The following is an 11,003-nucleotide window of genomic DNA, read 5'->3' as shown; positions in this document are numbered from 1 at the left end:
TGCACCCGGCACCCACATAGGACATCGTGTTCTTGAATTTGATCTTCGAAAGGGTGGGCCGCGGCGCCCACCACATACCTCCGATTGCCGCCGCAACGCCGATTTACCGCATCATCGGGGCGCCAGAGGACACATCGGACTATCGGCGATTCGCGCGGCCTGATCCGGCGGGCGGTGCGGGCGGATCCGGCGGGCGCGCCAATGAACACATCGGACCGACATGCACGGTGGGTGCATGAATCGACTAGTGAATAAGCGCGCGGAATGCGGATCCTGCGGCGCGGAACGACACGTCAGCCGCAAACAAAAGCACCGGCGGCGGCGGGCGACCCCCATCCCCATAGGCGTCGCCCGCACTAACCGCCGGTCTCGGGTCGCGCCGTCCCCCAACGGCTGATGCCACCCGTCCCCAAACACCGATCCGCGGCGATCATTGCTGATCGACCCGTTCCCCGAACTAACGGCTCGGCGTCCATCGACCACGCTAGTTGGGGCAGTCAAGCCTCACAACCCGTATGCGTGTCGACATCTGTCTCAGGCGTCACAATCGCCAACAACCAACCGATCGGACGATCCGGTTATCACTCGTCCGGACTCCTTCGCACCGGTTGAAATTACGACTCTTACCGAGGGAAGGAAATGATGAGCGTCGAATCAGGGCGATCTTGACGGCGGGTGGCGCGCAGATGAATTCACGGTGATCATGATCGTGTTTTCGCACGTCAGAGCGATCTTGGCGGAGGCCGAGGTGGCTGCGCGACACCGTCGCGAGATATCTTCCGGTCCGAAAATGGGGTAGCGCTTGCGCACGGCACTTCTCGCCACCGGACTCGCGGCGCGACCATCGTCACCCCACCCGCGGCGGCCACCGCGACCATGCCGCGATCCGGGCCGGCGGTGAGGTCCGGACCGAAGCCACGGATCGTTTCGGGGTCCGGCGGACCGAGCCGCTGAAGCACAGCCAGGTGATCGACTCGGCCCAGAACTGCTGAGGGACGGCCAGGTGATCGACTCGGCCCAGAACTGCTGAGGGACGGTGAGGTGATCGACTCGGCTCAGAGCGGCGGCGCCGGGATGCACGGGACCGGCAGGCGGTCAGTGGCAGCACCGCCGCGCTGACCGTGCGCGCCACGGACATGGCCGCGGGATCAGGGCGTGCCGTCGCTGACCGGATCGGGCGCGGCGAAGTGCTTGAAGGCCTGCAGGTTGGCCAGGGACTCGCCGCGCTTGACCCGCCACTCCCACTCCCGGCGGATCGACGAGCCGAACCCGATCTCCAGCATGATGTCGAACGACTCGTCGGAGTACGTCAGCACCGCGCCGAGCAGCCGGTCCAGCTCGTCCTCGTCCAGGCCCTTGAGCGACACCCGGCCGGTCAGGTAGATGTCGCCGACCGCGTCGATGGAGAACGACACCCCGTACATCCGGGCGTTGCGGCGCAGCAGCCAGGCCCACAGCTCCTCGCGGCGCTCGTCCGGCTGGCGCATCACGAACGCCTCGATCCGCAGGGCGTGCTCGCCGACGATCAGGTTGCAGGCGGTCTTCAGCTTGTGCGTACCGGGCAGCGTGACCACGTAGGACGTGTCGCCGGTCGGCTCCCACTCCAGCTCGCGGTCGTCGAGCACCTTCTCGATCAGTGCGGTCACCATGCGCAGCTCGCCCCCTCCACCCGGGCCGTGATCAGCGCCCGGTGCTCCGTCACCGCGTCACGGTAGACCCGCAGCAGCGTCTCCACGGTCCGATCCCAGGAGAACTGGGAGGCGTGCGCGACCGCGCCGGACGACAGCCGGTGCCGATAGCCGGGCGCGGCCAGCAGCCGGTCCAGCACCCGCGCCCAGTCGGCCGGGTCGTGGCCGTCGATCAGCACGCCGCTCTCGCCGTCGCGGACCGCGGTGACCAGGCCACCGACCGCGGCCGCCACCACCGGCGTGCCACAGGCCTGCGCCTCCAGCGCGACGAGCCCGAACGACTCGTTGTAGGACGGCACCGCGACCAGGTCGGCGGCCCGGTAGAGGGCGGCCAGGCCGGCGCCGGTCTGCGGGGGCAGGAACACCACCGAGTCGGTGACACCGAGCGAGGCGGCCAGCTCGATCAGCGCGGACGGGCGGTCCAGCCCGCTGCCGCTCGGGCCGCCGCAGATCACCAGGGTGACGTCGCCGGCGCCGCGGGCGCGCATCTCGGCGAGCGCGGAGATCAGCACGTCCGGCGCCTTGAGCGGCTGGATCCGGCCGACGAACGCGACGATCCGGCCGTGCTCGGGCAGCCCGAACCGGGCCCGGTCGGCCGGGCCGGGACGGAACCGCTCCAGGTCGACGCCGGGCTGCACCACGCTGACCCGGGCCGGGTCGGCCTGGTAGTGGGTGATCAGGTCCTGCGCCTCGAACCGGGTGTTCGCCACCAGGCGGTCGGACTCGGCGACCACCTGCTCCTCGCCGATCACCCGGGCTTTCGGTTCCGGCCGGTCACCGGCCGCGATCAGCCGGTTCTTCACCTTGGCCAGGGTGTGCGCGGTGTGCACGTGCGGCACGCCCCAGCGCTCCCGGGCCAGCCAGCCGACCTGGCCGGAGAGCCAGTAGTGCGAGTGGATCAGGTCGTAGTGGCCCGGCGGGTGCGCCGCCTCGGCCCGCAGCACGCCTGTGGAGAACGCGCAGAGCTGCGAGGACAGCTCCTCCTTGGCCAGGCCCTCGAACGGACCGGCGGTGACGTGCCGGACGTGCACGCCGGGCAGCATCTCGACCACCGGGGGCAGGTCGCTGGAGGTGGCCCGGGTGAAGATCTCCACCTCGACGCCGGCCGCGGCGAGCCGCTTGGACACCTCGACGATGTAGACGTTCATCCCACCGGCGTCACCGGTGCCCGGTTGCTCCAGCGGCGACGTGTGCACCGAGACGGTGGCAATGCGCCGTGGGGTGGGCCAGCAGACCTCGGCCACGTTCGTTCCCTCCGCTCGGGGTGCTTTCACCGTGAAAGTTACCCACTGGTGAAAGTCGTTGCGCAGTTGTCATCTTCCCCATCGGCGTGGGCTGAACCACTACGCAGCGGCGCGAGGGTGACTCAGGTCATGAGGTTAGATCGGAGCCATGCAGAACATCGCAGTGGTCACCGGGGCTTCCAGCGGAATCGGAGCGGCGACCGCCCGCCGCCTGGCCGGTGAGGGATTCCACGTGGTAGCCGCCGCCCGCCGGGTCGACCGGCTGGACGCGCTGGTCAAGGAGATCGGGAACGCGACGGCTGTCGAGTGCGACGTCACCTCGGACGCGTCGGTGGCCGCGCTGGCCGCCGCGGTGGACGCGCTGGACGGCCGGCTCACCGTGCTGGTCAACAACGCCGGCGGCGCCCGCGGGCTGGACCCGGTCGCGACCGGCTCGGCCGACGACTGGCAGTGGATGTTCGACGTGAACGTGCTGGGCACGCTGCGGGTCACCAAGGCGCTGCTGCCGGCCCTCGAGGCGAGTGGCGCGGGCACGATCGTGACGATCGGGTCGACGGCGGCCTTCACCCCGTACGAGGGTGGTGGGGGTTATGTCGCGGCCAAGCACGCACAGACCGCCCTGGTCGGGACGTTGCGGCTGGAGCTCTCCGGCAAGCCGGTCCGGGTGGTGGAGATCGACCCCGGGATGGTGCGTACCGACGAGTTCGCGCTGAACCGCTTCGACGGCGACGCGGCGAAGGCCGACTCGGTCTACGCCGGGGTCAAGGAGCCCCTGGTCGCCGACGACATCGCGGACATCGTCGCGTTCGCCGCGACCCGGCCGCAGCACGTGAACATCGACCGGCTGGTGGTCCGCCCGATCGCCCAGGCGGCCCAGCACAAGGTGCACCGGGAGCTGTAGCCGGTGAAACCGGTCGGCGCGATCACCCGGGGGACGACGAACCCGAACCGTCTGCGGCGGGTGGACAACTACATCGCGTACCGCTGCGCGGCCCCGCTGCTCGCGGCGGCCGCCCCGCTCGTCGTCGACCTCGGGTACGGCGCGACGCCGGTCACCGCCGTGGAGCTGCGGGGCCGGCTCGCGGCAGCGGTCCGCCCGGACGTCGCGGTGGTCGGTCTGGAGATCGATCCGGGCCGGGTCGCGGCGGCGCTGCCGTACGCCGACCCGCCCCGTCTGGAGTTCCGGCGGGGCGGATTCGAGCTGGCCGGGCTGTCCCCGGTGGTGGTGCGCGCGTTCAACGTCCTCCGGCAGTACCCGGAGGACGGCGTGGCCGCGGCCTGGCGGCAGATGACCGCGACCGGCGCGCTGCTGGTCGAGGGCACCTGCGACGAGCTGGGCCGGATCGCCACCTGGGCGGTGATCGAGGACGGCGTGCCGTCGACGCTCACCCTGTCCGCCCGGCTGCCGGTCCTCGAGCATCCGGCGATCTTCGCCGAGCGGCTGCCCAAGGCGCTGATCCACCACAACGTGCCGGGCCACCCCGTGCACGAGTTGCTGCACGCGCTGGCCCGGGCGTGGGAGACCGAGGCGACCCCGTTCGGACCACGGCAGCGCTGGCCGGCCACGGTTCGCCGGCTGCGCGCCGAGGGCCGGACGGTGCTCGACGGCCCGGCCCGGTGGCGGCTCGGCGAGCTGACCGTGCCCTGGCCGGCCTGAGGCCGGCCGGTCAGGCCGGCACGCGCGCCCCGGCGCCGTCCTCGTCGTCCCCGAGGACTTTCTTGAGGGCTGCCAGCAGGGCGTCGGCGGTGAACGGTTTCTTCACCAGCAAGGCGTCCGGACCGACCAGCCCCTTGGCGACCGCGATGTCCTTGGGCAGACCGGAGATGTACACCACGACGAGCTTCGGACGCATCGTGATCAGCGTGGCGGCCAACTCGCCGCCGGATGCCCCGCCGGGCAGCGTCAGGTCGGTGACCAACGCGTTGATGTCGCCGACGTGGTCACGGCAGACCGAGACGGCCTCGTCCGGGTCCCCGGCCACCAGGGCCGCGAACCCCCGGCGCTCCAGCATGCGACGCATGATGTCGCGGAGGTCTTCTTCATCGTCGACGACCAGGACGGTCGGCGTTACGGCGACCGGCGCCTCGGACATGGGTCCTCCTCGCGGCTGGGATCGATCTCACGCTAGCCGTCGCGGGCCCCGAAGTGGGGCACTTTGCCGAGCGCTGGCCGGACGGCCGGTTTTCCCGGAAAACCAGGACATTTCCGGATGGGTAAACAGCGACGCCGCGCGACACCTGAGGCGTCGCGCGGCGTGCGGGGCAGGACTCGGTCAGTGCTTCTTCGCGGTGCTCGCGGGGGTCTCGTTCAGGTAGCCGGTGTAGAGGACCTTGTTCGGCGAACCGCTGCCCGGGTTGCGGACCAGACCGGTCTCGGCGTGCCCGACCAGGTCGTCACGGACCTGCTGCGGGGTCCAGCCCGGGTGGGCGCCGAGCACCAGAGCGACCGCGCCGGCCACGTGCGGGCTGGCCATCGAGGTGCCGCTCATCACGGTGGTGGCGGTGTTCGACGACCGGGACGCCGACGTGATGTCCACGCCCGGCGCGAACAGGTCGACGCAGCGGCCGAAGTTGGAGAACGAGGCGCGCTTGTCGGCGCTGTCCACGGCGGCCACGGTGATCGCGTTCGCGGTGTCGGCCGGCGAGGACTTGCAGGCGTTCTTCTTCTCGTTGCCGGCCGCGATGGCGTACGTGACACCCTTCGCGATCGACCGGTTCACCGCGTCGTCGAGCGCCTTGCTGACCGGGCCGCCGATGCTCATGTTGGCCACCGCAGGCAGCTTGGCGTTCTCGGTCACCCAGTCGATGCCCGCGACGAAGTCGGAGTACGAACCGGAGCCGTCGCAGCCCAGCACCTTCACGCCGACCAGCTTGACGTCCTTGGCCACGCCGTAGGTGGCGCCGCCGATCGTGCCGGCCACGTGGGTGCCGTGCCCGTTGCAGTCGTTCGCGACCTTGTCGCCGTCGACGAAGTCCCAGCCGCTGCTGGCCCGGCCGCCGAACTCCTGGTGGGTGGTGCGGATGCCGGTGTCGATGACGTACGCGGTGACGTCCTTGGCCGACCGGGACGTGTACTTCTTGTCCAGGCTCCGCTCCCGCTGGTCGATCCGGTCCAGGCCCCAGGTGGCGTTGGGCTGGGTGGAGGACATGGCGATCACGGCGTCCTGCTCGACGTACTGCACGGCCGGGTCGGCGGCGAGGCGGGCCGCCTGGGTCGCGGACATCCGGGCGTGGAATCCGCGTACGGTGGCCTGGTAGTTGCCGAGCACCTGACCGCCGTACTCCGAAGTCAGGTCCTGCGAGGCGGAAGCGACCCGCAGCGCGGCGTCGGATCCGGGCTTGAGCACCACGATGTAGCTGTCCGGGATGGCGCCGGCGGCGCCGGCCTCCAGGATCGTCCCGGTCCGCGGCGCCACCGGAGCGGCCGCGGCCGGCCCGGTGAAACCGCAGAGAGAAACGGTGGCGGCGCTCGCGACGGCCGCGAAACGGACGGCCAAGCGACGGGCGTCGGAACCGAACATCAAGTGTCTCCCTCGGTCAGGTGCCCCGGCTCCAGGTGGAATGCCTTGGCGACTTGAGGGAAATCTTCAAGGAGTTGGAGAGCGGGTTCGGGTCACGCCGGGGTGCACAACCGTTGCGCGGATCCGGGCCGGGCCGACCGGCCGTCCGCTGCGGGAGCAACGGCCGAACCCCTAAAGCGTCCTGACCGGGGACCGATCTTCTCGCTGTCAGTACCGCTGCACACCGCCACCGAGCAAGGAGAGCGTTATGACCACCCTGCTGTCGCCCGAGATCGACGTAGTCGGCGAGATGACCGAGCGCTGCGATCGTTGTGGCGCGGCCGCCAAGCTGGAGGTGACCCTGAGCAGCGGCGGCGACCTGGCCTTCTGTGGCCACCACGCGAATCGGATGCATGCCGAGATCTCCCGAGTGGCCAGCAAGGTCCGCCTGGAGGAAGGGTTCGGCTGGGCGGGTAAGTAACCACGCGCGCCGCGATATGCTCTTTTCCTCACGTCATGGGGGGATTGGTGCATATCGCGGCACGCGGCGTGGGCACATGGTCCCGGCTGATCGCCGGGAGCGCCGGAGTGACGGTCACCGTCCTCGGACTCCTGAACACGCACACGTCCGACCTCGGCATGCCGGAGGGGCTCACGCCCGCTCCGGCTGTCGCGTTGGCCCCGGCCGGGCTGGCCCTGCTGCTGCAGGTGATCCCGGCGGCCGGCGGGATCACCGACCGGCTGCGCACCGGGGCGGCCGCACTGCTCGCGCTGACCTCGGCCGCCCTCGGCGCCACCGCGCTCGACCGGCACCCGGCCGCCGCGGTCGCCACCCTGCTCGCCGGCCTCGCGGTCGCCTGCCTGGACTTGCGGCTGCCGCGCCGGATCCGCGGCACCTCGGTGCGGGTGGCCGACCCGCTCCTGCTCGGCGCGGCCACCGTCGCCCTGGTCGCGCTGGTCCACCGGCTGTTCGCGCCGGTCGTCCCGGGTCAGGGCGCCGCCGGGGGGATGCCGCTCACCCTGGCCGCCGGCCTGCTCACCCTGACCGCCGGCGCGATCCTGGCCCGCCCCGACGCCGCCCCGCCGCGCACCCCGGACCAGTCCGGCCTGGTCGCCGAGCTGCGCGACCGCCAGGACTTCGCCGACAACCTGCTCCAGTCGATGAACGAGGCGGTCATGGTGCTCGACGCCAACTACCGCGTGATCGACGTGAACCGCCGCTGGCGGGAACTCACCGGCCAGCAGGACGACGTGCCGGAACCCCCGCCGCTGCCCCCGCCGGGCGGTGGCGGCGACTGGCTGCTGCACCGCGCCGACGGCACCGAGGTGCCGGTCCTGGCCACCATGGCCGCCATCCCGGACGCGGCCGGCGCGCCCCGCGGCTACGTCGCCACCCTCGTCGACATCGCCTCCCGCAAAGAGGCCGAGGTGGCGCTCAGCGAACACGCCGCCGAACTCGAACGCGGCAACGCCGACCTGGCCGCGGCGCTCGCCTTCAAGAACGACCTGACCTCGATGCTGACCCACGACGTGGCCCAGCCGATCAGCTCGATCGCCAGCCTCGCCGAGCTGCTCTGCGCCGACTGGGCCGACCTCCCGGACGACATCCGACTGGAACTCGCCACCAAGATCGACAAGAACACCCGACGCCTGATCAAGATGATGAACGACCTGCAGCTGCTGTTCCGGCTGGACACCGGCACGGTCACCGCCCGCCGGGTGCCGGTGCCGCTGCTCGAAGTGGTCCGCACGGCCGGCGCCGACACACCCGGCGCCGACCAGATCGAGATCACGATCGACGAGGAACTGTCCGCGCTGGCCGACCGCGGCCACCTCGCGGTGGTCGTCGAGAACCTCCTGAAGAACGCGATCACCCACGGGGCCGCGCCGATCCGGGTGTCCGCTTCTCATCAGGGCGACGGAACGGTGCTGCTCTGCGTGCAGGACAGCGGCGCGGGCGTGCCGGAGGACCTGCTGCCCGGCCTGTTCGGGCGGTTCATCCGCGGATCCGGGCTGGGGCTGTTCATCGCCCGGCACCTGGTGGAGGCGAACGGCGGGTCGGTCCGCTACGAGCCCGCCACCCCGCGCGGCGCCCGGCTGCTGGTCACTCTGGAAACCGCGCCCCGCTGACCGCTTCTGGTCACCGCCTCGCCGGCGCGGGACCGCTTCCGGTCCTTGCCACACCGCTGTGGTACGCATACGGAGTCCCGTCCGCAGGCTACGAGCCGCGTCCCGTGATGGTCTCGCGCAAGACCGCGACCACTTCCGGCCGAGGCGCGCCTCCCGGCGCCGGCTGGCTCTCAGGGGTGCTTCGCACCCCTTGAGACACCCCTGACAACCAGCCGGGACCTCGCGCCGGACCGCCTCGCGTGCCCACGCCGGGCCCGCGCTTCCGCGCGGACGCGCGCGAGCGCGGGGCTGCGGGATGCGAGAAGGCCGCCGGCCCTGGGTGGGCGGCGGCCTTTCGGGTTGGGTGGGGTGACCGTCAGTGGTCACGGATGTCGCCCGGAGGGCTTGGCGTTTTGGACGCGTCAGCGGCCAGCGAAGCCCGCAGGGTCCCGGCGGGAGCGGCGGTCTGTACACCAGCGGACGCACGACATCTTGATCTTGATTTTTGTCAGCCGTTGCCGCGGTCTTCTTCATTGATCATGCCGCTGCCCCAGATGTCGCCGGCGGTGGTGTGGCCGCCCATCCGGGCGGAGCCGGCCACCGCGCCGTTGTCCCAGCCCGCGCCCGGATGCGGAGCGGATTCCGGTGAGCCGAGGCTCGGCGGGGTGGCCTGGGTGGCCGGTGGGTGCTTGTGGGCGCGGGCCGCGACCGAGGCCGGTGAGGCGAAGTCGGCGCCCCGGCCGAACAGCGAACTCGCCGGGGTGGGGAAGAGTTTGGTGCTGGCGCCGGTGGGCATCGGGCGGCCGCCGAGGACGCCGCTCTCGATGAGGCCCTTGAAGGTGGTCAGGTCGGCCTTGAGCCTGCGGTTCAACGACTCCTGGCCGTGCCGGTCGCTGGGCATGAGGAACGCGATGTCCGCCTCGAGCTGGGCGACGATCTGGGTCTTCGTCTCGCCCATCGGGCGCAGCGTCAGGGTCTCGGCGAGGAGCGGTCCCTCCATGGTCGACCAGGAGACCCGTTCGTCCGGTGATCGTTCGATGATCTGCGCGTCGAACTCCCGGCGTTTGCCGTCCACATCCATGATCCAGTGTGTCTGGTCCGCTCCGATGGTGGTCACCTGGCGGACCCCGGTCATGAACCTCGGGTAGTTCTCGAACGCGGCGAGTTGCTCGTACACCGTGTGCAGCGGTGCACTCACCTCGATGGCCTGCTGAACCATACTCATCGCATCTCTCCCATGCTGAAGTGCTGGCATGACAGAGAGTACGGAGACGAGTGCGACCCGTGTTCGCTTTCGCTCAGACCCGCCGGAGGTACTGCCAGCCGCCCACCTCGGCGGCGTACCGGGCGTCACTCGCCGGGACGAGGGACACCGAGGCGTCCCGCAACAGGCCCACCAGACGCGGGGACGGGCTGCGCCACGCCTCACTGATCTCGACCAGGGTGCCGGTGGTCCGGCAGGCCGAGGCCAGGTCGGCCAGCAGCGCCGGGGAGACCGCGGTGTCGTCCACGCCGGCCTGCGCCAGCAGCGCGAGGGGGCGGGCCAGCTGGGTGGGCACGTACCGGCAGGCCCGCTCCAGGCCCTGCACGGTCGCCGCGACCAGCAGCTCGGCCACCTGCTCGGCGGACAGCTCACCGGCCGCCACCCGGGTCCGGATCGCGCGGGCGTCCAGGAGCTCGTCACCGTACGGCAGCGCGGAGATCGCCACCGACAGCGCGTCGAGCTGGGTCAGGTCGGCGGGCAGCGCCAGCCAGCCGTCCGGGCGGACCACCTCGACCTCGGCGGCCACCCGCAGCGTCATCTCGGTGCGGTGCCGGGCCCGGCGCACGGCGTCGGCGTACGCGGACAGCCAGGCGGTGTCCGGCCCGGCCTGGTCGGCCAAGGTGAGCGCGGTCAGGCCGGCCCGATCGGCGGCCGAGACCACCACGCCGACGGCATCCCGACCGGCCGAGAAGCCGGTGTGCACGTGGGCATCCACTGTCAGATCAAGCGGCCCCGCGGTTCCTACCGCCCCGCCGCCGATGACTGATTCCCGCTCTGCGCCCACGATCGCTCCCCGGACTGAAAGCGCGGGATTCTCCCGCCCACCGAGAAGACTGCGGGTCGCGCGTTGTCTCCGGGGTCAGCCGCCGGTGCAGGTGAGGAGCGTACGTCCGCCGGACGAGCAGAAGCGGGCATCCGAGACTCGGATGCCCGCTCCGGGGGTTCACTCCTGCGGCCGGCTCTCCGGCTTCTCCAGCATCGCGGTCACCGCGGTCACCGCGGCGTCGTCGGGTGACGCGGCGGCCCGGTTCGCCTCCTGCAACTCCCGATACACCTCCTCGCGGTGCACCTGGACGTGTCGCGGGGCCTGGATGCCCAGCCGGATGACGTCGCCGCGGGCTTCCAGCACGGTGATCACGACGTCGTCGCCGATCATCACGCTCTCTCCGGCCCGTCTGGTCAGCACAAGCATCGGCGC

Annotated in this window: 11 protein-coding genes; 4 read left to right on the top strand and 7 right to left on the bottom strand. The window is 71.3% G+C overall.

Annotation, left to right across the window (positions count from 1 at the left end; translation table 11 throughout):
* Positions 1 to 1,148: 1,148 nt before the first annotated feature.
* Together Apa02nite_RS35565 and mshA are read right to left on the bottom strand one after the other, a co-directional pair.
* Positions 1,149 to 1,649 carry a type III secretion system chaperone family protein gene (locus Apa02nite_RS35565; RefSeq protein ID WP_067702781.1) on the bottom strand — a complete coding sequence of 167 codons (501 nt, stop codon included), beginning with the start codon at positions 1,647 to 1,649 and terminating at the stop codon, positions 1,149 to 1,151.
* Complete coding sequence (mshA, locus tag Apa02nite_RS35560) at positions 1,643 to 2,932, bottom strand: D-inositol-3-phosphate glycosyltransferase (RefSeq protein WP_067702778.1); 1,290 nt, start codon at positions 2,930 to 2,932, stop codon at positions 1,643 to 1,645. The genes Apa02nite_RS35565 and mshA overlap by 7 nt, the downstream gene beginning before the upstream one ends.
* Before the next feature lie 148 nt (positions 2,933 to 3,080).
* On the opposite strand from mshA, the gene Apa02nite_RS35555 reads away from it, so the two are divergent.
* A complete protein-coding gene (locus tag Apa02nite_RS35555; protein ID WP_067702775.1) occupies positions 3,081 to 3,833 on the top strand; it encodes an SDR family NAD(P)-dependent oxidoreductase in 753 nt (250 codons plus the stop codon).
* Between the two features lie 3 nt (positions 3,834 to 3,836).
* The gene (locus Apa02nite_RS35550; RefSeq protein WP_203828965.1) at positions 3,837 to 4,589 is read left to right on the top strand and encodes a class I SAM-dependent methyltransferase; all 753 of its coding nucleotides are present in this window, start codon (positions 3,837 to 3,839) and stop codon (positions 4,587 to 4,589) included.
* Positions 4,590 to 4,599: 10 nt separating this feature from the next.
* On the opposite strand, the gene Apa02nite_RS35545 is transcribed toward Apa02nite_RS35550, so the two are convergent.
* On the bottom strand, positions 4,600 to 5,025 hold the full coding sequence (locus Apa02nite_RS35545; RefSeq protein WP_203828964.1) for a response regulator: 426 nt from the start codon (positions 5,023 to 5,025) through the stop codon (positions 4,600 to 4,602).
* A gap of 180 nt (positions 5,026 to 5,205) precedes the next feature.
* Positions 5,206 to 6,453, bottom strand: coding sequence for a S8 family peptidase (locus tag Apa02nite_RS35540; protein WP_203828963.1), 1,248 nt, complete (start codon positions 6,451 to 6,453; stop codon positions 5,206 to 5,208).
* A 247-nt stretch (positions 6,454 to 6,700) separates the two neighbouring features.
* On the opposite strand from Apa02nite_RS35540, the gene Apa02nite_RS35535 reads away from it, so the two are divergent.
* Together Apa02nite_RS35535 and Apa02nite_RS35530 are read left to right on the top strand one after the other, a co-directional pair.
* Positions 6,701 to 6,913 carry a DUF7455 domain-containing protein gene (locus tag Apa02nite_RS35535; protein ID WP_067702762.1) on the top strand — a complete coding sequence of 71 codons (213 nt, stop codon included), beginning with the start codon at positions 6,701 to 6,703 and terminating at the stop codon, positions 6,911 to 6,913.
* Positions 6,914 to 6,981: 68 nt separating this feature from the next.
* Complete coding sequence (locus Apa02nite_RS35530; RefSeq protein WP_239164769.1) at positions 6,982 to 8,562, top strand: sensor histidine kinase; 1,581 nt, start codon at positions 6,982 to 6,984, stop codon at positions 8,560 to 8,562.
* Positions 8,563 to 9,049: 487 nt separating this feature from the next.
* On the opposite strand, the gene Apa02nite_RS35525 is transcribed toward Apa02nite_RS35530, so the two are convergent.
* From Apa02nite_RS35525 to csrA, 3 genes are all read right to left on the bottom strand, one after another.
* A complete protein-coding gene (locus tag Apa02nite_RS35525; protein ID WP_239164768.1) occupies positions 9,050 to 9,766 on the bottom strand; it encodes an SRPBCC family protein in 717 nt (238 codons plus the stop codon).
* Positions 9,767 to 9,839: 73 nt separating this feature from the next.
* A complete protein-coding gene (locus Apa02nite_RS35520) occupies positions 9,840 to 10,520 on the bottom strand; it encodes a PHP domain-containing protein (RefSeq protein WP_239164767.1) in 681 nt (226 codons plus the stop codon).
* Between the two features lie 228 nt (positions 10,521 to 10,748).
* Entirely contained in the window at positions 10,749 to 10,997 is a 249-nt protein-coding gene (csrA, locus tag Apa02nite_RS52035; RefSeq protein WP_067702749.1) for a carbon storage regulator CsrA, read from the bottom strand.
* Positions 10,998 to 11,003 lie beyond the last annotated feature (6 nt).

It is taken from the genome of Actinoplanes palleronii (genome assembly GCF_016862315.1).
In the GTDB taxonomy this organism is placed as follows: Bacteria; Actinomycetota; Actinomycetes; order Mycobacteriales; family Micromonosporaceae; genus Actinoplanes; species Actinoplanes palleronii.
Note: the sequence above shows the minus strand (reverse complement) of the source record. Positions and strands in the feature narration are given on the sequence as shown.

Excerpts from the sequence above, each read along its gene's own strand:
- Apa02nite_RS35565 (WP_067702781.1), bottom strand. The coding sequence starts at position 1,649 with ATGGTGACCGCACTGATCGAGAAGGTGCTCGACGACCGCGAGCTGGAG.
- Apa02nite_RS35555 (WP_067702775.1), top strand. The coding sequence starts at position 3,081 with ATGCAGAACATCGCAGTGGTCACCGGGGCTTCCAGCGGAATCGGAGCG.
- Apa02nite_RS35545 (WP_203828964.1), bottom strand. The coding sequence starts at position 5,025 with ATGTCCGAGGCGCCGGTCGCCGTAACGCCGACCGTCCTGGTCGTCGAC.
- Apa02nite_RS35540 (WP_203828963.1), bottom strand. The coding sequence starts at position 6,453 with ATGTTCGGTTCCGACGCCCGTCGCTTGGCCGTCCGTTTCGCGGCCGTC.
- Apa02nite_RS35535 (WP_067702762.1), top strand. The coding sequence starts at position 6,701 with ATGACCACCCTGCTGTCGCCCGAGATCGACGTAGTCGGCGAGATGACC.
- Apa02nite_RS35525 (WP_239164768.1), bottom strand. The coding sequence starts at position 9,766 with ATGAGTATGGTTCAGCAGGCCATCGAGGTGAGTGCACCGCTGCACACG.
- csrA (WP_067702749.1), bottom strand. The coding sequence starts at position 10,997 with ATGCTTGTGCTGACCAGACGGGCCGGAGAGAGCGTGATGATCGGCGAC.